At 61.0% G+C, this 21,577-nt stretch carries 28 protein-coding genes; 10 read left to right on the forward strand and 18 right to left on the reverse strand.

Features of this window, described 5'->3' with window-relative positions:
• Positions 1–26: 26 nt before the first annotated feature.
• Positions 27–1,013, forward strand: a complete 987-nt coding sequence (dusB, locus tag IPJ76_05840) for a tRNA dihydrouridine synthase DusB (protein ID QQR88404.1) — start codon at positions 27–29, stop codon at positions 1,011–1,013.
• Here dusB and IPJ76_05845 read toward each other — a convergent pair.
• Positions 1,010–1,351 carry a DUF4296 domain-containing protein gene (locus IPJ76_05845; protein ID QQR87745.1) on the reverse strand — a complete coding sequence of 114 codons (342 nt, stop codon included), beginning with the start codon at positions 1,349–1,351 and terminating at the stop codon, positions 1,010–1,012. The two genes, dusB and IPJ76_05845, sit on opposite strands and share 4 nt — an antisense overlap.
• Complete coding sequence (locus IPJ76_05850; GenBank protein ID QQR87746.1) at positions 1,348–2,691, reverse strand: dihydroorotase; 1,344 nt, start codon at positions 2,689–2,691, stop codon at positions 1,348–1,350. Before IPJ76_05850 ends, IPJ76_05845 begins: the two co-directional genes overlap by 4 nt.
• Before the next feature lie 98 nt (positions 2,692–2,789).
• Between IPJ76_05850 and cyoE the strand changes: the two genes are divergently transcribed.
• Genes cyoE through IPJ76_05885 form a run of 7 tightly spaced genes read left to right on the forward strand, consistent with a single transcriptional unit; the run spans position 2,790 to position 7,167 of the window.
• Positions 2,790–3,686 (forward strand): protoheme IX farnesyltransferase, encoded by an 897-nt coding sequence (gene cyoE / locus IPJ76_05855; protein ID QQR87747.1) that lies wholly within the window; start codon positions 2,790–2,792, stop codon positions 3,684–3,686.
• A complete protein-coding gene (locus IPJ76_05860; GenBank protein QQR87748.1) occupies positions 3,683–4,411 on the forward strand; it encodes a hypothetical protein in 729 nt (242 codons plus the stop codon). The genes cyoE and IPJ76_05860 overlap by 4 nt, the downstream gene beginning before the upstream one ends.
• Positions 4,412–4,435: 24 nt before the next feature.
• On the forward strand, positions 4,436–5,326 hold the full coding sequence (locus tag IPJ76_05865) for a cytochrome c oxidase subunit 3 (protein ID QQR87749.1): 891 nt from the start codon (positions 4,436–4,438) through the stop codon (positions 5,324–5,326).
• 21 nt (positions 5,327–5,347) lie between these two features.
• Positions 5,348–5,716: a cytochrome C oxidase subunit IV family protein gene (locus tag IPJ76_05870; GenBank protein ID QQR87750.1), complete on the forward strand. Its 369-nt coding sequence runs from the start codon at positions 5,348–5,350 to the stop codon at positions 5,714–5,716.
• A gap of 7 nt (positions 5,717–5,723) precedes the next feature.
• The gene (locus tag IPJ76_05875) at positions 5,724–6,413 is read left to right on the forward strand and encodes an SCO family protein (protein ID QQR87751.1); all 690 of its coding nucleotides are present in this window, start codon (positions 5,724–5,726) and stop codon (positions 6,411–6,413) included.
• 4 nt (positions 6,414–6,417) lie between these two features.
• Positions 6,418–6,933 (forward strand): DUF420 domain-containing protein, encoded by a 516-nt coding sequence (locus IPJ76_05880; GenBank protein ID QQR87752.1) that lies wholly within the window; start codon positions 6,418–6,420, stop codon positions 6,931–6,933.
• Between the two features lie 39 nt (positions 6,934–6,972).
• Positions 6,973–7,167: a hypothetical protein gene (locus tag IPJ76_05885; GenBank protein ID QQR88405.1), complete on the forward strand. Its 195-nt coding sequence runs from the start codon at positions 6,973–6,975 to the stop codon at positions 7,165–7,167.
• 50 nt (positions 7,168–7,217) lie between these two features.
• Here the strand turns inward: IPJ76_05885 and IPJ76_05890 are convergent, their stop codons facing one another.
• Positions 7,218–7,376, reverse strand: coding sequence for a hypothetical protein (locus IPJ76_05890; GenBank protein QQR87753.1), 159 nt, complete (start codon positions 7,374–7,376; stop codon positions 7,218–7,220).
• A gap of 130 nt (positions 7,377–7,506) precedes the next feature.
• On the opposite strand from IPJ76_05890, the gene IPJ76_05895 reads away from it, so the two are divergent.
• Entirely contained in the window at positions 7,507–8,535 is a 1,029-nt protein-coding gene (locus tag IPJ76_05895) for a T9SS type A sorting domain-containing protein (GenBank protein ID QQR87754.1), read from the forward strand.
• Here the strand turns inward: IPJ76_05895 and IPJ76_05900 are convergent, their stop codons facing one another.
• From IPJ76_05900 to IPJ76_05920, 5 genes are all read right to left on the reverse strand, one after another.
• Entirely contained in the window at positions 8,536–9,738 is a 1,203-nt protein-coding gene (locus IPJ76_05900; GenBank protein QQR87755.1) for a hypothetical protein, read from the reverse strand.
• Entirely contained in the window at positions 9,738–10,262 is a 525-nt protein-coding gene (locus IPJ76_05905; GenBank protein QQR87756.1) for a hypothetical protein, read from the reverse strand. The genes IPJ76_05900 and IPJ76_05905 overlap by 1 nt, the downstream gene beginning before the upstream one ends.
• Positions 10,263–10,395: 133 nt before the next feature.
• Complete coding sequence (locus IPJ76_05910) at positions 10,396–10,944, reverse strand: SRPBCC family protein (GenBank protein QQR87757.1); 549 nt, start codon at positions 10,942–10,944, stop codon at positions 10,396–10,398.
• Between the two features lie 17 nt (positions 10,945–10,961).
• Positions 10,962–11,297, reverse strand: a complete 336-nt coding sequence (locus tag IPJ76_05915; protein ID QQR87758.1) for a winged helix-turn-helix transcriptional regulator — start codon at positions 11,295–11,297, stop codon at positions 10,962–10,964.
• Positions 11,275–11,766, reverse strand: coding sequence for an SRPBCC domain-containing protein (locus tag IPJ76_05920; GenBank protein QQR87759.1), 492 nt, complete (start codon positions 11,764–11,766; stop codon positions 11,275–11,277). Before IPJ76_05920 ends, IPJ76_05915 begins: the two co-directional genes overlap by 23 nt.
• A 113-nt stretch (positions 11,767–11,879) precedes the next feature.
• Here IPJ76_05920 and IPJ76_05925 point away from each other — a divergent pair, with 113 nt between their 5' ends.
• Entirely contained in the window at positions 11,880–12,119 is a 240-nt protein-coding gene (locus IPJ76_05925; GenBank protein ID QQR87760.1) for a hypothetical protein, read from the forward strand.
• Between the two features lie 158 nt (positions 12,120–12,277).
• Here IPJ76_05925 and IPJ76_05930 read toward each other — a convergent pair whose 3' ends face one another.
• From IPJ76_05930 to IPJ76_05975, 10 genes are all read right to left on the reverse strand, one after another.
• Positions 12,278–12,697, reverse strand: a complete 420-nt coding sequence (locus tag IPJ76_05930; GenBank protein ID QQR87761.1) for a hypothetical protein — start codon at positions 12,695–12,697, stop codon at positions 12,278–12,280.
• A gap of 123 nt (positions 12,698–12,820) precedes the next feature.
• The gene (locus IPJ76_05935) at positions 12,821–13,783 is read right to left on the reverse strand and encodes an aldehyde dehydrogenase family protein (protein QQR87762.1); all 963 of its coding nucleotides are present in this window, start codon (positions 13,781–13,783) and stop codon (positions 12,821–12,823) included.
• Positions 13,784–13,852: 69 nt separating this feature from the next.
• Complete coding sequence (gene atpG, locus IPJ76_05940; protein QQR87763.1) at positions 13,853–14,737, reverse strand: ATP synthase F1 subunit gamma; 885 nt, start codon at positions 14,735–14,737, stop codon at positions 13,853–13,855.
• 92 nt (positions 14,738–14,829) lie between these two features.
• Entirely contained in the window at positions 14,830–16,410 is a 1,581-nt protein-coding gene (locus tag IPJ76_05945) for a F0F1 ATP synthase subunit alpha (GenBank protein QQR87764.1), read from the reverse strand.
• A gap of 12 nt (positions 16,411–16,422) precedes the next feature.
• Entirely contained in the window at positions 16,423–16,983 is a 561-nt protein-coding gene (gene atpH / locus IPJ76_05950) for an ATP synthase F1 subunit delta (protein ID QQR87765.1), read from the reverse strand.
• A complete protein-coding gene (gene atpF / locus IPJ76_05955) occupies positions 16,980–17,480 on the reverse strand; it encodes a F0F1 ATP synthase subunit B (GenBank protein ID QQR88406.1) in 501 nt (166 codons plus the stop codon). The genes atpH and atpF overlap by 4 nt, the downstream gene beginning before the upstream one ends.
• A 55-nt stretch (positions 17,481–17,535) precedes the next feature.
• Positions 17,536–17,796 carry an ATP synthase F0 subunit C gene (gene atpE, locus IPJ76_05960; GenBank protein QQR87766.1) on the reverse strand — a complete coding sequence of 87 codons (261 nt, stop codon included), beginning with the start codon at positions 17,794–17,796 and terminating at the stop codon, positions 17,536–17,538.
• A gap of 30 nt (positions 17,797–17,826) precedes the next feature.
• The gene (gene atpB / locus IPJ76_05965) at positions 17,827–18,972 is read right to left on the reverse strand and encodes a F0F1 ATP synthase subunit A (GenBank protein QQR88407.1); all 1,146 of its coding nucleotides are present in this window, start codon (positions 18,970–18,972) and stop codon (positions 17,827–17,829) included.
• Positions 18,973–19,158: 186 nt separating this feature from the next.
• Positions 19,159–20,091: a T9SS type A sorting domain-containing protein gene (locus IPJ76_05970; GenBank protein QQR87767.1), complete on the reverse strand. Its 933-nt coding sequence runs from the start codon at positions 20,089–20,091 to the stop codon at positions 19,159–19,161.
• Positions 20,092–20,098: 7 nt separating this feature from the next.
• A complete protein-coding gene (locus IPJ76_05975) occupies positions 20,099–21,571 on the reverse strand; it encodes a T9SS type A sorting domain-containing protein (GenBank protein ID QQR87768.1) in 1,473 nt (490 codons plus the stop codon).
• Positions 21,572–21,577 lie beyond the last annotated feature (6 nt).

Here is a 21,577-nt window from a genome sequence, read left to right on the forward strand (position 1 = left end):
CGGCCCGCAACGGCGGGATGGAACACATGCCGCACATCGGGCCACTGCAACTGCCGGAATTCCCGCTCCTCCTTGCTCCCATGGAGGATGTGAGCGATCCGCCGTTCCGCGCGCTGTGCAAGCGCCACGGCGCCGACCTGATGTACACCGAGTTCATCAGCAGCGAAGGACTGATCCGCAAGGCGGCCAAAGGCCTGAAGAAGCTCGACATCTTCCCGGAGGAACGACCCATCGGCATCCAGCTCTTCGGTGGCAGCGAGGACGCGATGGAGGAGGCCGCGCGCATTGCAGAAGAAGTTCAACCTGATCTCATCGACATCAACTACGGCTGTCCGGTGCACAAGGTGGTGAGCAAGGGTGCGGGCGCGTGCCTGCTGCTCGATGTGGACAAGATGGTGCGCCTCACCGAGAAGGTGGTGAAGGCCGTGAAGCTGCCCGTGACGGTGAAGACACGTCTCGGTTGGGACGACCGGACCAAGAACATCATCGAGGTGGCCGAGCGGCTGCAAGATGTTGGCATCCAGGCGCTGAGCATCCACGGCCGCACGCGCGCGCAGCTCTACAAGGGCCCGGCAGATTGGACGCTGATCGGCGAGGTGAAGAACAACCCGCGGATGCACATCCCCATCTTCGGCAACGGCGATATTGATAGCCCGGAGAAGGCATTGGAATACCGCGGTCGCTATGGCGTGGATGGCGTGATGATCGGTCGTGCCAGCATCGGCCATCCGTGGATCTTCAACGACATCAAGCACTTCCTGCGCACCGGAACCCACCCAGCGCCCCCGACGCTTGATGATCGCGTGGATGCCGCACGCGAACACCTGGAACGCAGCATCGCTTGGAAAGGCACCTATGAGGGCGTGGTGGAGATGCGCCGCCACTACAGCAACTATTTCAAGGGCCTGCCCGACTTCAAGCAAATGCGCTTACGGCTTTGCACCACGAACGACCCCGAAGCGCTTTACGCACTGCTGGACGAAGTGAGGATGATGTACAGGGCGGCGGCCTAGCTATTGGCCGTTTCCTTCCGCTTGCCCAGTTCCTGCAGCACCTCGTCGTACAACGCCTTCATCACCTCGGGGTGTTCGGTGTACCAGGTGTACGTCTTTGTGTACTGCTCCTTGGTGATGCCACGCTCGGCATACATCTCATCGTAGTAGCGTTGTGCAGGGCTGTCGGTGCGCTGGTCCACCACCATCTCGTGGCTGATGCGCGCCTCGATTGCGTGCACGTCGGCAAGCACTTGAACGAATCTGTCGCGCGGGATCAGATCCGCCGGTGGCTGCTGTTCCGGGCCCATGCAACCGAGGAGGCTGATCAGAAAGAGGATGACGGACCCGCTCCTCATCGGTTGAAGAGCAATCGTTCGCCACGCACTGCCGCATCCACATGGCGGCCGTCCCAAACCCGCTGGCCGTTCACCCATGTGCTCATCACCCGGCTGCTGAATCGCTGTCCTTCGAGCGGGCTCCAACCGCACTTGTACAGCAGGTTCTCCTTTGCGACCTGCCACGGTGAGTTGAGGTCCACCAGCACCAGGTCGGCGCGGTAACCTTCGCGCACATGACCACGTCGATCAATGTCGAACAAACGTGCAGGTGCGTGGCACATTTTCTCCACGACGCGCTCCAACGAGATGGCTCCTTGGCGCACGAGTTCAAGCATGGCCACCAGCGCATGCTGCACCATCGGCGCACCGCTCGGGCATTTGGCATACGGCAGTCCCTTCTCATCCATCGTATGCGGGGCGTGGTCCGTCGCGATCACATCAATTCGGTCATCGAGCACCGCTTGGCGGATGGCAGCGCGATCCGCACCGGTCTTGATGGCGGGGTTCCACTTCACCAGTGCGCCTTTGGCGGCATAGGCATGCTCATCGAACCAGAGGTGATGGATGCAGGCTTCGGCCGTGATCCGCTTGCTCTCCAACGGTCCTGGCGTGAACAGGTCAAGTTCGCGGGCCGTACTGATGTGCAGGACGTGCAGGCGTGTGCCATGCTCTTTTGCTCGCGCCACCGCTGCACTGCTGCTCCGGTAACACGCGTCCGCATCGCGAATGATCGGATGCTCTTCCACCGGAATGTTGTCGCCGTACTTCGCTAAGGCCCTGGTCAGATTGGCTTTCACCGTGGGTTCGTGCTCAGCATGCACGGCCAGGATCATGTGCGCCTCGCGGAAGAGCTTGTCCAATGCGCGCTCGTCGTCAACCAGCATGTCGCCGGTACTGCTGCCAAGGAAGGCCTTCAATCCGCAAACGGTGCGTGGATCGGTGCGCAACACCTCATCGATGTTGCTGTTGCCCACACCCATGAAGAAGCTGTAATTGGCCACCGAACTGGCGGCGCCCAGCATGTACTTGTCCCGGAGCAATTCCTGGGTGAGCGTTTGTGGCTGCGTGTTGGGCATCTCCATGAAGCTGGTGATCCCACCGGCCACGGCCGCCTTGCTTCCATGAGCGATGTCGTCCTTGTGCGTTAGGCCCGGTTCCCGGAAGTGAACTTGGTCGTCGATGGCGCCGGGCAGCAGGTACTTGCCTTGCGCATCAAACTCCTTCGCACCACGGGCTTCACCGAGGCCTTTCGTCTCCACACGTTCAATGAAACCATCCCGCACCAGCACGTCGGCCTGGAAAGACCTGCCCTCATTGACCACATGTGCGTTGCGGATGAGCCAGCTGCTCGCTTCCATGGGCCGAACATAGCCTTGCGCACCCCGCAGCCTGCTTCCGAACGGGTATTCGACCTGCGCATTCACGGGAAGGTGACGGCCCCTACTTTCGCGCCGCCTTGGAACGTCCCTCCACAGCCTCCGTCGCCGTCCCCTTCGTCGTGAAGGTGCGTGAGGTCGCGGCTCTCTTCAAGCTCCGATTGGCCAGTCTTGTGGTCTTCAGCGCCGCATTAGGCTACCTCATGGGGGTGCCGGAGGGCGCCTTCTCTTGGCCGGCCATCCTTGGGCTTTCGCTTGCTGGCTTCCTCGTTACCGGTGCCAGCAATGCGTTGAACCAGGTCATTGAGCAGGGGCAGGACGCCCTGATGAGCCGCACGAACGAGCGGCCACTGGTGCGCGGCACGCTCAGTAGTCGCGAAGCCATTGTATTGGCCGCGGTTTCCGGCATCGCCGGTGTGGCTCTCCTGTGGATGCAGTTCGGTCCGCTCTGCGGGGTGCTTGGCCTGCTGGCCTTGTTCATGTACGCTGCCCTCTACACGCCCATGAAGCGCCTGAGCCCATGGGCCGTGTTCGTTGGCGCGCTGCCGGGTGCCATTCCGCCGATGCTGGGCTACGTGGCGGCGCAAGGGCACTTCGGGCTGGGCCCCGGCCTGCAGTTCTTCGTGCAGTTCATGTGGCAGTTCCCGCACTTCTGGGCCATTGCCTGGGTGCTCGACGACGACTATGCCAAGGCCGGCTTCCGACTGCTGCCCAGCGCAGGTGGCCGCGATGGCCGCAGTGCCTCATGGATCCTCTGGAGCGCGCTGCTCCTGGTGCCTACGGGCGTTCTTCCTTGGGCCTTCGGCTTTAGCGGCATGTGGAGCGCGGTGGCCGCCACGTTTGCGGGCCTGCTGATGGTGGTTCCCGCGGTAAAACTCTTCCGCAGCCACGATAGGGCCGATGCCCGCCGCTTGATGTTCGCCAGCTTCATCCACCTGCCCGTGGTGCAGTTGGCCTACGTGCTCGACCGGATATGACCACTCCCGACCAAGGCGCCGACGAGAAGGCCGTCCGCGACGGGGCCCGTCGGCTGCTCGTGAAGCTCATCTGCTTCGCCATCGTGATGCTCTTCGCCGGCCTCACCAGCGCCTACGTGGTGAGCAAGGGCGACGGCTACTGGGTGTGGCTTCGCTTGCCGCAGACCTTCCTCTACAGCACCATCGCTATTGTGGCCAGCAGCATCGTGCTGCAATTGGCCTACAACGCCACCAAACAGGGAAAGGCCGACATGGGCGCCGGGCTCACCGCGCTCACCCTGGCCCTGGGCCTGGCCTTCACGGGGTTCCAGTACCAAGGCTTCAAGGACCTTTACCAGCGGGGCAATACGCTCAGGGGCGATGGAGGCATCCTCAACATCAAGGGCGAATACGGGGTGGACTACGAACTCCTGAAGAAGAACGTGCCCCTGGTGAAGGAGAACGGCAACTATTACCTGAGCACCGATACCGGCCGGGAGACCATCCTGAACGCCGATATTGCCGAGCGTTTCAACGCTGGAAGCAGCTACATGTACATGCTGACGGTGGTGCACTGGGCGCATTTGGCGCTGGGTCTCATCGGGTTGCTGGTGATGGTGGTGAAGGGCTTCATGGGCCGCTATTCGGCCACGGAACATGTCGGGCACTGGAGCGGCACTGTGTACTGGCATTTCCTCGGTGGCCTGTGGGTATTCCTCTGGCTCTTCTTCCAGTTGAACCATTAACATTGCCGCCGCAAATCGGACCACATGTCAGGCGAAGCGACCAAGGCGATCCCGAATGATGTTCTCTGGGGCGGCGGACGAAGCCCCTTCAGTGTCAGCTACGGCAAGCTGATGATGTGGTTCTTCCTGGTGAGCGACGCCCTGAGCTTCACGGGCTTGCTGATCGGTTATGGCTTCGTGCGCCACTCGCTGCCGCTGGGCGACCGCTGGCCCATGGGCGAGGAAGTGTTCCGCGCGCTGCCCTTCCTGCACGGCAGTTACCCACTGATGTACGTGGCCTTCATGACGGCCCTGCTCATCTTCAGCTCCGTAACGATGGTACTGGCCGTGGAGGCTGGCCACCGCATGGACAAGAAGAACGTGGTGTTCTGGTTGTTCCTCACCATCCTGGGCGGCGCCGGTTTCGTGGGCAGCCAGGCTTGGGAGTGGAGCCACTTCCAGCACGGCGCCGGTGGTTACATCACCACGGCGGAAGGCGAGAAGTACTGGGTGCACAACGATGAGCACGACACGCACGACCCGACGGCGCACGAGAGCTTCCATCTGCTGAAGGCCAGCGCGGACGGCGTTTACCTGCACCACGAAGGCGAGGAGATCCGTGGCGAAGCCGCTATGGCGCTCTGGAAGAAGCAGATCAATTATGTGGCCGGCGCACCGTTCCCTTGGAGCAGCACGGGCATGGTGAACAACGAGTACGGCCCGGCCCAGTACGGCAACTTCTTCTACTTCATCACCGGCTTCCACGGGTTCCACGTGTTCAGCGGTGTCATCATCAACATCATCGTCCTCATCATGGTGCTGCGCGGGGTGTTCCATCGCCGCGGCCACTACGAAACCGTGGAGAAAGCCGGTCTGTACTGGCACTTCGTTGATCTGGTGTGGGTGTTCGTGTTCACCTTCTTCTACCTCGTTTGATCCAACGCAAAAGGCACTGACATGGAGCGCGACGACATCATCGAGTACAGCCTCGATGCACACCACAGCGAGGAGCAAGGCAAGAAGATCCGCAAGAAGATCTGGATGGTGACGCTGATCATGGCGGTGATAACCGCCGTGGAGGTGTACTTGGGCGCAGCTTGGCGCGGCCTCTTCCCGGAATCCTGGTCGGTCATCAAAGCGCTCTTCATCGTGCTTACGCTGGTGAAAGCCACCTACATCGTGATGACCTTCATGCACTTGGGCGATGAGCGCCGCAACGTGCGCGCTATGATCCTGTTGCCGTACGCCTTGTTCGTGTTCTATCTCATCTGGATCGCGCTCACCGAGAGCAACTACATCGAGCGCGCCCTGCAGTGGTTCCTCTGAACGTACGATGAAGCCCTCCTCCCCCTTGCGCAAATGGTTGCTGCTGGGAGGCATCTTCATTACGCTGCCCATCATTTATATCGTGCTGGGCAAGGGTGAAAGCAAGTTCACCACGTTGCCCATCATCGGCCCACGCGAGGCACAGCTGAACGGCGACACGCTCTACCACACCGTGCCCGCCTTCTCCTTCACCGGCATTGATGGTAAGCCGGTCACCGAGAAGACACTCGCGGGGAAGATCCTCATCGTCGATTTCTTCTTCAGCCGCTGCGGCACCATCTGTCCGCGCATGAGCGCGCACATGCGCGAACTGCTGCACATGCAACTGAAGACCGATGACGGCTACGGCGACATCGTGTTCCTGAGCCACACCGTGGACCCGGAATACGATACCCCTGAAGTGCTGGCGGCCTATGCCAAGGAGTACAGCGCAGATACGGCCCGCTGGAAGTTCGTGACGGGCGACAAAACCGCCATCTACACGCAAGGCGCCGACGGATACTTCCTGGCGGCTCGCGAAGACGTGCTGGCCGAGGGCGGCTTCCTGCACAGCGAGAACTTCGTGCTGCTGGACAAGCAACGGCGGATCCGCGGGATCTACGACGGCACGAACCCCGCCAAGATGAAAGAGCTGGTGGTGGACGCCAAGATGCTACTGGGAGAAGAACGCCGCCGCGAACGGGAGGCCGGACAGTGAACACATGGAACAAGCGCGCAACAACAACTGGCTTGTGTGGGCTGTGAGCGCCGTGCTGCTCGGCGTGGTGGCCTTCCTCTACTTGGGCCCCGACCTGTTCTCGCTCGGTATCGCACGCGGCACATTGCCTGCGATCAACGGCGTGGTGAACGCTATCACCACCGTGATCCTCATCGTGGCATGGCGCGCCATCAGGCGCAAGCAGGTGCCGCTGCACAAGAAGTTGATGCTGACAGCCGTGGCCCTGAGCGCATTGTTCCTGGTGCTGTACGTGATCCAGCACAGCAGCTTCGAGAGCGCGCAGTACGGCGGTCCGGTGCGCGGCATCTACCTCTTCATCCTGCTCACGCACATCGTGCTTGCGGCCGTCATTACGCCGCTGGTGCTCATCACCCTCAACCGGGCCCTGCAACAACGCTTCGACAAGCACCGTCGCATTGCGAAAGTCACGCTGCCGCTGTGGCTCTATGTCACCATCACGGGGGTGGTAGTGTACCTGATGATGGCACCGTACTACTGAGCCTACCTTCGCCGTGTGAAACGCCTCGCCACACTGCTCATGCTGCTGCCGCTCGCTACCGGGCTGCTCGCGCAGGGCTGTGCCATGTGCAAGGCCGTGGCCGGGCAGGAAGAGGAAAGCAGCATCAACAGCGGCATCCTCTGGCTGATCCCCATCCCGTACATCCTGCTCTTCCTGCTCTTCCGCAAGCAGCTGAAGGGCTTCTGGCAGGAATTGTCGGGCTCCAAGGCCTGAAAAAAGGAAAGGCCGCCCGAAGGCGGCCTTCTCCATTGCGGCTACCGGCCTTACTTCTTGGCGGTGCCCAGGATCTTGAACATGCCCGTGCCACAAGTGACGCACGTGCCTTTCATGGCCTTGCGGCCGTTCGCCATGGTATTCTCCTTGGCGTCCTTCATTTCGCGCTTCGCTTTGCACTTCACGCAGTAACCTTCTACGGCTGGCATGGGTAGTTCGGGTTTTAGTGTGGTGCCAATGTAGGATCCACTCCAAACCTCGCCCCGCATAACACATAGGAGTTGTCAACAGGTGTGCACCACGCAACGACGCTAGTTTGGCCCCGGAAACCGATCAGCCATGCACACAACACGACTTCTTGCCGCTCCGCTCCTTCTAGCTGCGGCCACGAGCTCTGCACAGGTCCTCCTCGACAGCATCCCCTATCCCGGCCAGGGCACAGGGGTTTGGGGCATCCATGTCACCGCCGACACCATCTTCCTCGGCAGCGACTTCACCGGCAATATCCGCTTCAGCGATCACAGTGGCACGATCCTTAGCGAGCAGGCAACAGGCCTCGACTTCAACCACGGCTTCGTGCGCCGACCGGGCTCCTACCTCATCGCGGAGGACTACACCACCAACGGCGCCCACCTGTACGAGGTGTCCAACGCCGGTGCGCTGCTCAATACATGGACGTTCCCCGATGTGATCGGCGGTCCTTCGTCGGGCATCGGCGACCTGGAGGCCGATGGCAACGCGATCTGGTACACCATGTACTATCCCGACTTCAACACCTATCCGTTCGCCTACGCATACAAGTGGGTGCCCGGCGATCCAGCACCAGTTGATACCGTGCCGCTCTGGGGCGAACAGCCCTACGGCATCGCGCTGAAGGGCGACACTCTGTTCTACGTTACCGACAACCTGAACGGCGACCAGGAGCGCATCTACGCCTACCAACTTGGCACTGACCAGGACCTGGGCTGGGTGGGCCTTCCGGACACACCCTTCGACAACGACCAACGTCCGCAGGGCATGCACTACAATGGCGACTACCTCTACTTGGTGGCCAACCGCCAGGGCAACAATGTGAATGCCTACCAGACCGTGTTCATCTACGATTTCGACACGTCCGTGGGCTTCGCCGATGCGCAACCGGTAGCGGAACTGAGCGTTGGCCCGAACCCGGCGAGCGAGTTCCTCACGGTCCGATCAACGGTGATCGGGACCTACACGATCGTGGATGCACAAGGCCGCACCGCTGACACCGGACAACTGAACGGCCGCACGTTGGTGGATGTACGCAACCTGGCACCGGGCTGCTATGTGATCCGCACGGAGAACGGGAACCGCGGCGCCGTGCAGAAGTTCGTGGTGCAGCGCTGATCAGCCGGAAGTTCGCCTTCTGCGCCACCAGCGCAGAAGCCAAGGCGACCATAGGAGCGCGGCCAGCAAAAGGCTCAGTGCGTGGAACCGTCCGTAGCCGGGCGGTGGACTTTCCAATGCGGCGCTCGGGATCGAACGCCCCCAAGCGATGAACAGATCGGCGATGGGCAGCGCGCCGAAGATGTAACGCTGGCCATTGAAGCATGTGGCAAGGCCGAAACCGTGCACCGTGCGCGTGCATTCGGTGGCGTGGAAGACATCGCCGTTGCGCTTGCACGCCGGCGCCCCCACGATCGTTGAAGCAGGACCGAAGCCCAGGATCAGCGGTCCACTGTCGATGTCGCCGGGGGAAGCATCGCCGATGGGATGCTCGCGTGCTGCTGGGACGCCAAAACGCTCCATGACGAAGAGCGACTTCCACCGATCGAACTGTTCCGCTGCCAAAGTGCTGTCGATATCCGGCAGGAACACGTTCATCAGGGCAAGCGAACTGCCGCGCCCGGATTGGTGGAATTCATCGCGCACCAAAGACCACTTGTGCGGGATCATGTTCCTGCCGTCGCGACGGGTTCGCACGAGCTGCACCCAACGATCGATGACGGCACTGTGATCGGCACCGCGCAGGCGTTCATGGAGCCGCAGTGAGTGCAGCGCGACCACGCCATCGGCCGGCCAGGCTTGCCCGGTGTAGCTCTCCGGGTAGGGGGAAGCTGACCCGGCGAAAGCAGCAGCGATGGTGGCACTCTCGCGATCGAACGCGACGGCCACCGCTGTATCACTCGGATCAAGTGCCACCAGCGCAGCGAGCACCTGGTTGCGCCAACCCGCATAGAAGGCACCCAAAGGCAACGGTGTGCTGATGGGGAACTGGCGCTGCGAATGAGCACTGTTCAATTCATCATAAGCCCAACGCGCCTCCCGCAAGGCATGCAAGCGCAAAGTGTCATCCGCTGCCCTGCGCTCAGCAAGGCCGCACCAGCTGAGGGCATACAACGCTTGCGCGAAAACGCGGCCCTCGGGGAAGAGCTTCTGCATGTCGTTCGGCAGGCCCGCGTGCATGCGTGGCTCCAAATAGGTGAGCTGGGCCTGAAGTGCTTCGACTTCCGCGGTGGAGCCGACGGCCGGCGTGCGGTGGATGGCGAAATTGATCCAAAGCAGAGCAATGGAAAGGAGAGCGACCAGTAGTAGAGCGATCGAGCGCATCAGAACCACTGGTAGAATCTCGCAAGCACGCCGGTGCCGATCAGTGTCATGAACCAACCGAACAGCACAAAGACCAGTGCGGCTGTCAATGACCACCGCCATGGGCCCTCCGGCCATGGGAACAAGAGCAGCAAGGCGCAAATGAAAACGATGTACGGATAGGGCCGATGGTCAGGTAAATTGCTGTCAACCACTTGCCAATCATGGACCCGTGAGTGCTTCTTCCTGAACCGCAGCGGCTCGTTGAGCATCGCAGTCCGTTGCAGCTCGATCGTGTCCCCGACAGCAATCCAGTCGTTCACCGTGGCTGCCTGCAAAGCACTACCGTCCGATAGGCTCAGGACATGGGCATTCACGATCTCACTGCGGGTATGCCACCGCTTCCCCCCCGACCGTTCGTAGGAAAGGTCCAAGGCTTGGATGGATAGAGCTTCGGTATTCGGCACGAGTAAGTGATCCGTGACAATAATGCCACAACCAATGACGAGCAACAAATACAGCCACCAAGTCTTACGGCGTGCCATCAACGGGAACTTCATCGAGCCGCTAACATCCGGAAATGCAAGGCACGCGACGCGCTCATCCGTTCCTTGCCGGGACCGGACCTGGGCAATATCAAACACATCCGGCCACCGTCGGTCGTCACCCGTGCCGACCTCAAGACTGCTGCTCCGTCCCGATCTGTGCTTGGTACTTCTTGCGTGCTTCGATGTGTGCGCTCCAGAAACCCGGAGCCGTGCTCCCGTTCAGGTGAGCAACAAGAATATCCAAGTGCGTATGCCAACCACCGGACACCCCCAAGAGATCGTTCTTGCTGGGCAGCCGCTCGTGAGTGAGCACTAAGAGGATGTCGTTGCCCTGTTCGTTCAGTTCAATGATCACTTCGGAGAGGCGCGCTGGATCGGCGCCCCAGGTGAAGCCAAGCAAACGGGGCGGATCGCACCGCGTGACCGTTGCGTCCATGCTGTGGCCGTTCTCGTAGCGCTTGAACTCTTCTGGCACGGGTTCCTGCTGCGCATCGAGGTTGCTGTGAAGCCAAGTGAGACGTGCTGCACCGCCTACTCGCGGCTCCAGCGGGCCGCTGGCGAGCCACTTGGCGCGCTTCTCCGGCTCGATGAGGTAGGACCACACGCGTTCGATGGGACCTGGAAGAATGCGTTCGAAGCGGACGGTGTCCGTTGAGGTGTATGTGCCGAGGTTGCTCATGATGCGTTGTGTTGTGTTCAGCGTTGGTTGTTGTCTTCTTCCCGGAGCAGCTTCTCCAAGGTGTCGAGACGGGAGGACCAGAAGGTGCGCGTGCTCTCGATCCATTGGGCAGCCGCGTCCAAGGGCTCCGGGCGATAGCTGAGGTAGTGGTCGCGGCCCTCTTTCCGGCGCTGCACCAGCTTGGCGCGTTCAAGCACAAGGATGTGCTTGCTGACGGCGTTCAACGACATGCTGAACGGCTTGGCGACTTCCGTGACGCGTGCCTCGCCCGCGGAAAGGCGTTGCAGGATGGCACGTCGCGTGGGATCCGCCAGTGCCAGCAGCGTGCGGTCAAGCGTTCGTGGGGTGGACATGGCCGATGGTATCCATATGTGAGCGTTGCGTGGTGTCCGGCAGGCCCATGCCCTCCGTGATGAACTGGAGGAGGCTGGTGCCGATGAAGTAGTCCCAGCCCTTCTCGCATTGCTCGAAGCATTCGACCTGAGGTGTGAGGCCGATGTGGGTGAAGGTGAGATCCGAGCCTTTCGGAGTGGCCACGATGTCGAAGACGATGGTGGTGCCCTTCCATTCTTCCACGTCCTTGAGCCAAGGCAAGTGGCTCTCGGTAACCACCCATGCGATGCGCTTGGCAGGCTCTGCTTCGGTGATGTGCTGTTTGGTGAGATGGACATCACCGAACTGGACGGTGAACTCGTCCCCTACCGCGCGGGTGCCGCCATCCACGTTGATGGTCCACCAAGCGGCGACGTTGCCAATGGCGTCGAAGACCTCTTGAGGCGTGCGGCCCAGCGAGAGCGTGCGGGTGTAGTTGCGGGGAGTCATGGGGGCAAATTTATTCAACCTTTTGGTTGAATGTTTGATCAAGGAGCGACAGTGCTAAAAAAAGCGCTGGTCCCCCGCGGCTCGGCCACGGCATATCTTCCGGCTCAGGTCGAATGAGCTCCTGGATCACGATAGCCACCTTCAGGAATGCGCAGGACTGCGTCGTCCTCAAGGCCAAGCTGGAGAGCACCGGAATACCGGTCCATATCCTCGACGAGCACGCGTCCCTCTATATCCGCCGTGCAACCGCAAAGCTGCAAGTGCGCACACCGGATGTGCGCCGAGCGTGCGCCATGCTGGGCGTGCCCGTGCCGATCAGCAAGCCAGAGGATGCGCTATCGACCCTTGGTTGATCTTCCACAGGTTCTTCCGGGGAATACCCAAAACGAAGCCTGAGAAACCCCGAAGGCGGGTGAGGCCGAGAACGCTGGCGTTTATCCTGTTGGGCGTGGCGGTTGTGCTGTGGGTGGTCCTGGGGTGAGCGTCCAAGACATACCCTGTCGCTCGCCCCTCACTTCACTGGGCTAACAACTCTGCTGTCCGCTTTCAGCACTTCCAACATACCTCCGTTCCGATGTCGCCCCTTTTCGCCTAGGCTGTACGAAAGATACCTGCTGTCAATCTGCGCGACCACTGTGGGAAACGAAACCAAACGCCCCCTAACTACACCAGCCAAGCGCGAGTTAATGGCAAGACCTGTTGCGCTCTTCCATCTCTGTGCTCCAGCCTCGTCGAGTTTGACCAAAACCACTTCACGAGTTGCAGGAGGTACGCTATTCGAGTTCTCGTCAAGCATCAGCTCAACCATGTTCCCTGCCGTCAGGATGGGCATGGAATCGACAAAGACCGTTTGTCCTTCCCACTCAAACTGCACTCCCATGGTATCCAGCGTTTCGAAGTACCAACCTGTAACCAAGTTTCGACTACCCATGGAAAAGCTCAATGAGTCCCAACTCGCGTCCACTACTACTTGTGATTGCGAGGGCGTACTTCGGCATTGCAGAAGAAGTACTGCCAAGACAAGACCTATTGCCGTTCTCATTTCGGCCCGATTTCAATATCCCCCACCCCCACCCTGCCCTTTCTCAATGGGGTGCCAGGTGGTCTTCACCTCTTGGGTGTCGAGGATGAAGTAGGGGCCTTGCGCTTCAGTACTGGACCAATCCGTGACTTTCGGATAGACCATACGCTTGAGGTTGCAGGTGGCTTCGGTGTCCAACATCGTGCGCTCCTCCTTGGTGGCATCGGCGACGACGACCGCGTTGATGTCCATGTGCGCGACGAGCGGTTTGAGGAGCTCACTGCGGAAGCCTGTCATGAGGTTGACGACGCCGCCGGGCAGGTCGCTGGTGGCGAGCACTTCGGTGAAGGTGACGGCAGGTAGCGGCATGCTTTCGCTGGCGACCACCACGCAGGTGTTGCCGCCCGCGATGACGGGAGCGATGGTGCTGACGAGTCCCAGCAACGCACTCCCCGCAGGCACCATGATGCCCACCACACCGGTGGGTTCGTAAACGCTGAAGTTGAAGTGCGAGGTGTTGGTGGGGTTAACGCTGCTGAAGACCGCCTGGTACTTGTCGCACCAACCGGCGTAGTAGAGCCAGCGGTCGATGGCTTCGGAGACGCGCGCTTCGGCGTGCTCCTTCGCACCGCCGTGGAGCATGATCTCGTGCACGAACTGCGCGCGGCGCCCTTCGAGCATCTCGCCGATGCGATAGAGGATCTGGCTGCGGTTGAAGGCACTACGGCCGGCCCATCCGCCGAGCGCGCCACGCGCCGCGATGACGGCATCGCGCACGTCCTTGCGGCTGCTGCGGCAGACGTTGGCCAACACTTCGCCGTTGGCGCCCTTGGGCTGGTAGTAGCGGCCGCTCTCGGTGCGCGGAAACTTGCCGCCGATGAAGATCTTGTAGGTCTTCATCACGGGCACGCGAGCGGCCTTCTTCGCCGTGCCGTTGGTGGCGTGGCCGTTGAGACCGGCCTTGACCGTTGAGGGTTTTGCGAGGGTCTTGCTCATGGGTTCACCCGAACGGGCAAGACCAAAACTACGATGCCTATCGAAGGCGCAGGTCTGCGAAGACCGCGATCAGCCCTTCAGCGCCTCCGCACCGCCGACGATCTCCAGGATCTCGCCGGTGATGGCGGCCTGGCGGGCCTTGTTGTAGGACAGCTTCAGGTCCTTCAGCAGGCTGTCCGCGTTGTCGGTGGCCTTGTGCATGGCCGTCATGCGCGCGCCGTGCTCGGCGGCGTGACTGTCCAAGAGCGCCTTGTACAGCTGGATCTTCAGGCTCTTGGGGATGATCTCCTCCACGATGGTGGCCCGATCGGGTTCCATGATGTGGTCGGACTTCGACTGCCCCTTTTCGATCGCGCCCGAAATAATCGGGAGAATGGGCAGGTACTGCTCTTCGCTGAGCACCTGCACGGCTGCGTTCTTGAACTTGTTGTACACCAGCGTCACCTGGTCGTACACGCCGTCGGCGAAGAGCTTCATGATGAGCTCGGCCTTGGGCGCCACCTTGTCGAAGTTGAGGCCGTCGTAGAGGCTGGCTCCGTCAGCGGGCAAGTCGGCGCTGAAGTGTTTGGTGCGGCGGTAGTTGTCCATCGCCTTCTTGCCCAGCGGCAGCACATGCACGGTGCGGCCTTGCGCTTCGTGCTCGGCCACCAGCTTACGGATGGAGCGGAACACCTGGGTGTTGAAGGCCCCGGCCAGACCACGGTTGCTGACGATGGCGACCAAGAGCACGTTCTTCACCTCGCGCTTCGTGCTGTACTTGCCCTCGCTACCATCGAGGCTGGCGCTCACATTGCTGAGGATGGTCTGCAGCTTCTCCGCGTAAGGCCGCATGCGCGTGATGGCGTCCTGGGCGCGGCGCAGCTTGGCGGCGCTCACCATCTTCATGGCGGCCGTAATCTGCTTGGTGCTGTTCACCGAGACGATCCGGTTGCGGACTTCCTTCAGATTGGCCATTGCCGAGAGTTTCGAGTGGTGAGCGGTGAGTGGCGAGTGCTGCGATGGGCAGCACTCGCCACTCACCGCTCGTTACTCACCACTTGGGTTCATCAGTTGTCCAAGCTCTTCACCAGGTCGGCGGCCACTTTCTCGAGCGTACCGGTGATCTGGTCGTTGTAGTCGCCCTTCTTCAGCCCGGCCAACACGTCGCTGTGCTTGTTGCGCAGCATGGTGATGAACTCGGCCTCGAACTGCTTCACGTTCTTCGTCGGGATCTTGCTCAGCAGGCCCTTGGTTCCGCAGTAGATGATGGCGATCTGCTCCTCAACGCGCATGGGGCTGTTCTGCCCTTGCTTGAGGATCTCCACGTTGCGCGCTCCCTTGTCGAGCACGGCTTTGGTGGTGGCGTCGAGGTCGCTGCCGAACTTGCTGAAGGCCTCCAGTTCGCGGTACTGCGCCTGGTCGAGCTTCAGCGTACCGGCCACCTTCTTCATGCTCTTGATCTGTGCGTTACCACCTACGCGGCTCACGCTGATACCCACGTTGATCGCAGGGCGCACACCGCTGAGGAAGAGGTTGCTCTCCAAGAAGATCTGCCCGTCGGTGATGGAGATCACGTTCGTGGGGATGTAAGCGGACACGTCACCGGCCTGCGTCTCGATGATCGGCAGAGCGGTCAACGAACCACCGCCTTTCACTTTGCCTTTCAGCGAAGCGGGCAGGTCGTTCATTTGACTGGCCACGGTGTTGTCCTCGGTCACCTTCGCGGCACGCTCCAACAGACGGCTGTGCAGGTAAAACACGTCACCCGGGTAAGCCTCACGTCCTGGAGGACGGCGCAGCAGAAGCGAAACTTCGCGATAAGCAACAGCTTGCTTCGAGAGATCATCGTACACGATCAGTGCAGGACGGCCGGTGTCGCGGAAGAACTCGCCGATGGCAGCACCGGTGAACGGTGCGTAGAACTGCATCGGTGCGGGATCGCTGGCGTTAGCGGCCACCACCACCGTGTAGGGCATGGCGCCGTTCTCCTCCAGTGTCTTCACCGTGGCGGCCACGGTGCTGCCCTTCTGGCCCACGGCCACGTAGATGCAGAACACCGGCTGACCGGCCTCATAGAACTCCTTCTGGTTGATGATGGTGTCGATCGCTACGGTGCTCTTGCCCGTCTGGCGGTCGCCGATGATCAATTCGCGCTGGCCGCGGCCGATGGGGATCATGGCGTCAACGGCCTTGATGCCCGTCTGGAGCGGCTCCTTCACCGGCTGGCGGTAAATGACGCCGGGGGCTTTGCGCTCCAGCGGCATCTCGAAGGTCTCGCCCTGGATGGGGCCTTTGCCATCGATCGGCTCACCGAGGGTGTTCACCACGCGGCCCACCATGCCTTCGCCCACGTTGATGCTGGCGATGCGCTTGGTGCGCTTCACGGTGTCGCCCTCCTTGATGCCCACGCTGGGACCCAGGAGCACTGCACCCACGTTGTCCTCCTCGAGGTTCAGTACGATGGCCTGCAGGCCGCTGGCGAACTCGACCAGCTCACCGCTCTGCACGCTCTTCAGGCCGTAGATGCGGGCGATACCATCACCCACCTGCAATACGCTACCGACCTCTTCGAGCTCGGCCTCCGTGCGGAAACCGGCGAGTTCTTGCTTGAGGATCGCCGTCACTTCGGCGGGTTTCACTTCTGCCATGGCAATGCGGTCTTAGAGTTCCGGTCGATAAGGGTTCTCGGAGAATTTGCGGCGAAGGTCGCCGAGACGGCGGCTCACGCTGCCGTCGTACTGCTCGTCGCCGACGCGCACGATGATGCCGCCGATGAGCGCGGGATCCACCTTCTCCGAGAGGACGATGGATTTACCGGGATGGTTCTTCTCGGCCAGCTCCACCACTTGCTTGCGCACGTGGTCGTTGATGGGCGCGGCACTGCGCACCTCGGCTAGCACGATGTTCTGGTGCTCGCGGTACAGCTCCAGGAAGGCCTGCGCCACTTGCGGCAACATGGACTCGCGGCCTTTGCGCACCATGATGCCCATGAAGCGGTGCGTCACTTCGCCCACATTGCCTGCGAACACCTTGGCCAGCACGGCGGCTTTTGTGTCGGCCTTCACCACGGGGCTCTTCAGCAGCAGCACCAGGTCGGGATTGGCCTTGCACGTATCGGCCAGCAAGCGCATGTCCTGCTCAGCGGCGGCCAGGTTGCCTTGGTCCACGCTCAGCTGCATCAGCGAGCGGGCGTAGCGGTAGGCAACGGGTGCAACGTTCATGATTTGCGCAGGTCGGCTTCGTTCATCACTTTCTCCACGAGCGACTTCTGTGCGGCGGCATCACCGAGCTTGTCGCGCAGGATGCGCTCGGCCACTTGGATGCTGAGCTCGGCCACCTGGTTCTTCATGTCCGTGATGGCGGCCATCTTTTCGTTGCGGATGTCCTCGCGGGCACGGGCGAGCAGGGCATCGCCTTCGGCCTTGGCGCGGGTCTTCGCCTCGGCGATCTCGCGATCGCGGATGTCGCGCGCTTCCTTCAGCAGCACTTCGCGTTCCTCGCGCGCCTGGCGCATGAGATCCTCGTTGCGCGCCATCATGGCGGCGTTCTCCTCGCGGGCCTTCTTCGCTTCGTTGAGCGCGTCGGCAATGGAGGCCTCACGGTCCTTCAGCCCCTTGAGGATGGGCTTCCAGGCGAACTTGGCCAGGATGAACAGCACTGCCAGGAACGACAGTGTCATCCAGAAGATGAGGCCGAAAGCCGGCTCTACAAGGCTCAGCAGCATGGGCGTGCGGGTTCAGTGAATGGTAAGAGAGGGAAAATGCGGACGAGCCTTAGTGCGTCACCGGCATTTCCTTCAGCACCACGAGCAGGCCCACCACCATGGCGAAGAAGGCAGCACCTTCAACGAGAGCGGCGGTGAGGATCATGTTGGCGCGCAGATCGTTCATGGCTTCCGGCTGGCGGGCCATGGCTTGCACGGCGTCGCCACCGATACGGCCGATGCCAACACCGGCACCGAGGGCAGCGAGACCAGCGCCAAGAGCGGCGATACCGTAGCCAACGCCGAGGTCGAGGAGAACAGAGAGCAACATGTGATCGTGGTGTTTAAGGAGTGTTCTGGTTCAATGGTGGTGCGGCTCCTCCACCGCAGAGCCGATGTACATGGCGCTGAGGAAGGTGAAGACGTAAGCTTGGATGAAGGCGACCAGCAGTTCGAGCATGGTCATGAAGACGGTGAAGGCGAGCGACATGATGGACACGCCGTAACCCGCGCCGGCGCTGTTCTCGCCGAACACGAAGATCAAGCTGAAGAAGCTCAGCGCGATGATGTGGCCCGCCGTGATGTTGGCGAACAATCGGATCATGAGCACGAAGGGCTTCAGGAACATGCCCAGGATCTCCACCGGCGTGAGGATGCCCAGCACCCAGCCCGGCACGCCCGGCATGGCCACGATGTGCCCCCAGTAGTGCTTGTTGCCGTTCACTGAAACGATGATGAAGGTGATGAGCGCCAGCACCAGCGTAACCGCGATGTTGCCCGTGAGGTTGGCGCCGCCCGGGAAGAAGGGCACCAGGCCCATGAGGTTGTTGAGGAAGATGAAGAAGAAGGCCGTGAGCAAGTAGGGCATGAAGCGCTCGTACTTCTTCTCGCCGATGGCGCTCTTGGCCACATCGTCGCGCACGAAGAGGATGATGGGCTCCACCAGGTTCTGCAGACCGGTGGGCGCCTGGCCCGCGCGCCGCGTGTAGGCCTTTGCCACGCTCATGAAGATGATGAGCAGCACCGCCAGGCTGATGAACAGGCTCATCACGTTCTTGGTGATGCTGATGTCCCACGTGGCCTTGGTCAGTTCTTCGTTCACCGTGGCGTGGTGGGCATCGGTGCCGTCCGGGTCGTTCACGGCCACCACATGGCCCTCGTGCAGGGCATAGCCGCCGTAGGTCTTGTGGCCATGGTCGAACCGGCTGCTGCTGAACACACTGAAGCCACGCTCGCTGTTGTACAGGATCACAGGCAGGGGCAAACTGGTATGGCCCCACAGGTGCCAGCCGTGCTCATCGCCGATGTGGTCCATGATGAGCTTGCCGGCGTTGAATTTCTCCTTGTGGTCCGCGGCTGGGGCTGCTTCCGCCGCGTGCTCAGCCACGGCGCCGTTGTCCATGGCGATCGCCGCTACTTGGGCGCTGTCGTGGGTGTGGCCGGGGGCGCTGTGGTCGTGCCCATGGTCCTGGGCGCACAAAAGGGCCGGGACGAAGGCTCCAACCATCGCGAAAACCGCGTTCAGCAAGACTTTCCGGAGGAACAGCGTGTTCGGGAGGCCCTTCATTGCGGCCGCGAAAGTAGATGCTGCGGGAATACGGTGTGAGGGGGTGTGGGAAAGTCGCGCGGACCCCGGGGAAAGGATGCCTCAGAACACCTCCTTCACAATGGCCTGTGGTAGCGCATGGTGCCGTTACTCCACAATGAGCTTGGCACTCTGGAGCCATGGGGACGCATTGGCCAAGCGCACAAGGTAGAGCCCTGCATTCAACCCAGAGAGTTGGATGATGTTCGTACCGTACTGGACCAAAAACTGCCGCACGACCAGGCCACGGGTATCCAGGATTTCCAGAGGTAGTGATGCACTGTGTGGCTCGTGGATGGTGACGGTGAAGGTAGCCGAGCATTGCACAGGGTTGGGGTGGCAGGAAAAGCTCGTTTGCCCTGCGCGTTCCGCGACCGAGGTCCACTCGATACCGATGCAGCTATCCACGTCGGCTTGATAGACGGGTATCTCGTGGTTGCGGACGCCGCTGCTGTCGGCGTGGCAGAGGGTCAGGGAAACGTCGTAGTTGATGTCCCACCATGTACTGGGCCATTCCAGCCCCGCAAGAGACCCAATACCCTCGGACCAGACCATCACTGTGGGGGAACCAGGGACATGGAAGTACAGAAAGCGAGGTCCGGCAACACTGGTTAGAACGCCGTTCGGTACATCCTGGGTAACACTGTCCAAGACCAACAATTCATAGTCCTGCCCACCGGCAAGGGACAAGCCCCAGACGGAAATGGTATCGCCGACCTGCACACTCCAATCGTACAGCAGGTACTCGGTTCCGTTGACGAGCTGAAAGACTTGCGCCGTGGCGGTGTCTTCTCTCCACAACTGGTTCCAAGTGTTGAAGCCGTAAGGCCAATCGCCGTATGACAACACTTTGTACGTCGTTCCGTTCACCGTTGAATCGCCGATCACCGAGTGTTTGTAGTCGTGACTGACGAAGATGTGCTGATACAGGTTCCAACTTGCGCCGTCAACCAACATCGGCCGATAGGCCTGTGCATGGGTTGCAACGGCGATGCACCATGCAGCAACCAAGTGAAGCAGGGGAAGTAGGCGACCGCGCATGGGTTTTCTATTGTTTGATGAACCGCGACGACCACGCTGAATCCTTGTCCTGGTAAAGCAGGACGTACATGCCGTTGGCAAGGTCCCGCACATCCAGGTCAATTTCCATTGCGCTGCTTTGCGGAGCGAAGGTGCGTACCACTGCACCGCTATTGTCCAAGATGCTGAACAGGCCCGTTGGCGCTGCCTTGGCCCTGAAGCTGATGAACAACCGGTCGTTCACAGGGTTGGGGTAGAGCAGCACATGAAAGGGCTCTTCCATTTCCGCTACGTTGTCCCACAACTGGCAACCCGGCACCAGGCAACCGAAGCTGTCCACGCGGATCACCCAAAGATCCTGTTCGCCATCGAACACAACCCCGCAAGCCACGAAGCCGCCGTCATCGGCCGGTATCACATCGCGCAGCTCGTGCCAATCGATGAAGAGGCTATCGGTGCTGGGGTGCGTGTACTCGCGCTGCCAAATGCTGTCGCCGTTGGCAGCTATGCGCAAGAGCGTGCCGTGGGGGTAGTTGAGGCCCATGATGGTACCACAGGCGATGAAGCCGCTATCGGGAAGCGCTTTGATACCTGCCAGTTGATTGATGAACCGGATGGGGCCGTACTTCCGGTCCCATAGCAACTGACCGTTGGCATCCAACCGCCTGATGCAGTGCCGCGTGTATTCCGATGCACCCAGCATGTACTCCGTGTAGGTGGTCGCGTACACCACGCCGTTGTCCAGTGTGGCTGCGACTTGCGCAGAGCCATCGTCGTTGGCGGATCCGCGCGCATCGGACCAGAGCACGTTGCCTTGCGGATCGGTTTTGATGACGTAGTCGTCCCGATCGGGGCCCGGCGAGCCGAAGGTCTCACCGCCCAAGTAGATGGATCCATCGGCTGCTACCGCAATGTTGCGGCAACGGTCGTGGGCTGCTCCGCCGTACTCCTGCGACCACAACACGTTACCAGCGGCATCGAGCTTGGCCAAAAAGAACTGGCTGAGTTGACCGGGAGGGACAACCTCACCGACAGCCAGGATGCTACCATCGTTCAGCGCGTGAGCGGCATACCCAATTGATTGCCAGGCCGAGTCCGTGTAAATCCTTGCGGTCCATAGGGAGTCGCGAGCAGCGCTAAACCGCCATACAACATCATGAATGGCCTGTGCGCTATCCAACGCGCCGCAGAACACATACCCACCACCGAGCGTCCGGTCGCTGCTGTTCATCCAGCCGTTGTTGTAGCTGGCACTGTCATTCCCGAAGGAGCGTTCCCCCAGCAACGCACCAGCGGTATCGAAGAGTGTCAGCCCTATCCTGAGCTTGATCGAAACACCGTTCGAGGCGAACTGGAACACCACAAACCCGGTATCTGCCCGCTCCAACGACCACCCTATCTCCGACTGCTCGTGCGCACCGAAATCATTGCGCACGTTGAAGTGTTGCGCAGCCAAGGGCTGCGCAACACTTGCAACACATGCAAGAAGCAGATTACGCATGACGGT

The organism is Flavobacteriales bacterium (genome assembly GCA_016699575.1).
Lineage (GTDB): Bacteria > Bacteroidota > Bacteroidia > Flavobacteriales_F > PHOS-HE28 > PHOS-HE28.

Excerpts from the sequence above, each read along its gene's own strand:
- dusB (QQR88404.1), top strand. The coding sequence starts at position 27 with ATGCCGCACATCGGGCCACTGCAACTGCCGGAATTCCCGCTCCTCCTT.
- IPJ76_05845 (QQR87745.1), bottom strand. The coding sequence starts at position 1,351 with ATGAGGAGCGGGTCCGTCATCCTCTTTCTGATCAGCCTCCTCGGTTGC.
- IPJ76_05850 (QQR87746.1), bottom strand. The coding sequence starts at position 2,691 with ATGGAAGCGAGCAGCTGGCTCATCCGCAACGCACATGTGGTCAATGAG.
- IPJ76_05860 (QQR87748.1), top strand. The coding sequence starts at position 3,683 with ATGACCACTCCCGACCAAGGCGCCGACGAGAAGGCCGTCCGCGACGGG.
- IPJ76_05865 (QQR87749.1), top strand. The coding sequence starts at position 4,436 with ATGTCAGGCGAAGCGACCAAGGCGATCCCGAATGATGTTCTCTGGGGC.
- IPJ76_05870 (QQR87750.1), top strand. The coding sequence starts at position 5,348 with ATGGAGCGCGACGACATCATCGAGTACAGCCTCGATGCACACCACAGC.
- IPJ76_05875 (QQR87751.1), top strand. The coding sequence starts at position 5,724 with ATGAAGCCCTCCTCCCCCTTGCGCAAATGGTTGCTGCTGGGAGGCATC.
- IPJ76_05880 (QQR87752.1), top strand. The coding sequence starts at position 6,418 with ATGGAACAAGCGCGCAACAACAACTGGCTTGTGTGGGCTGTGAGCGCC.
- IPJ76_05885 (QQR88405.1), top strand. The coding sequence starts at position 6,973 with ATGCTGCTGCCGCTCGCTACCGGGCTGCTCGCGCAGGGCTGTGCCATG.
- IPJ76_05890 (QQR87753.1), bottom strand. The coding sequence starts at position 7,376 with ATGCCAGCCGTAGAAGGTTACTGCGTGAAGTGCAAAGCGAAGCGCGAA.
- IPJ76_05895 (QQR87754.1), top strand. The coding sequence starts at position 7,507 with ATGCACACAACACGACTTCTTGCCGCTCCGCTCCTTCTAGCTGCGGCC.
- IPJ76_05900 (QQR87755.1), bottom strand. The coding sequence starts at position 9,738 with ATGCGCTCGATCGCTCTACTACTGGTCGCTCTCCTTTCCATTGCTCTG.
- IPJ76_05905 (QQR87756.1), bottom strand. The coding sequence starts at position 10,262 with ATGGCACGCCGTAAGACTTGGTGGCTGTATTTGTTGCTCGTCATTGGT.
- IPJ76_05910 (QQR87757.1), bottom strand. The coding sequence starts at position 10,944 with ATGAGCAACCTCGGCACATACACCTCAACGGACACCGTCCGCTTCGAA.
- IPJ76_05915 (QQR87758.1), bottom strand. The coding sequence starts at position 11,297 with ATGTCCACCCCACGAACGCTTGACCGCACGCTGCTGGCACTGGCGGAT.
- IPJ76_05920 (QQR87759.1), bottom strand. The coding sequence starts at position 11,766 with ATGACTCCCCGCAACTACACCCGCACGCTCTCGCTGGGCCGCACGCCT.
- IPJ76_05925 (QQR87760.1), top strand. The coding sequence starts at position 11,880 with ATGAGCTCCTGGATCACGATAGCCACCTTCAGGAATGCGCAGGACTGC.
- IPJ76_05930 (QQR87761.1), bottom strand. The coding sequence starts at position 12,697 with ATGGGTAGTCGAAACTTGGTTACAGGTTGGTACTTCGAAACGCTGGAT.
- IPJ76_05935 (QQR87762.1), bottom strand. The coding sequence starts at position 13,783 with ATGAGCAAGACCCTCGCAAAACCCTCAACGGTCAAGGCCGGTCTCAAC.
- atpG (QQR87763.1), bottom strand. The coding sequence starts at position 14,737 with ATGGCCAATCTGAAGGAAGTCCGCAACCGGATCGTCTCGGTGAACAGC.
- IPJ76_05945 (QQR87764.1), bottom strand. The coding sequence starts at position 16,410 with ATGGCAGAAGTGAAACCCGCCGAAGTGACGGCGATCCTCAAGCAAGAA.
- atpH (QQR87765.1), bottom strand. The coding sequence starts at position 16,983 with ATGAACGTTGCACCCGTTGCCTACCGCTACGCCCGCTCGCTGATGCAG.
- atpE (QQR87766.1), bottom strand. The coding sequence starts at position 17,796 with ATGTTGCTCTCTGTTCTCCTCGACCTCGGCGTTGGCTACGGTATCGCC.
- atpB (QQR88407.1), bottom strand. The coding sequence starts at position 18,972 with ATGGTTGGAGCCTTCGTCCCGGCCCTTTTGTGCGCCCAGGACCATGGG.
- IPJ76_05970 (QQR87767.1), bottom strand. The coding sequence starts at position 20,091 with ATGCGCGGTCGCCTACTTCCCCTGCTTCACTTGGTTGCTGCATGGTGC.
- IPJ76_05975 (QQR87768.1), bottom strand. The coding sequence starts at position 21,571 with ATGCGTAATCTGCTTCTTGCATGTGTTGCAAGTGTTGCGCAGCCCTTG.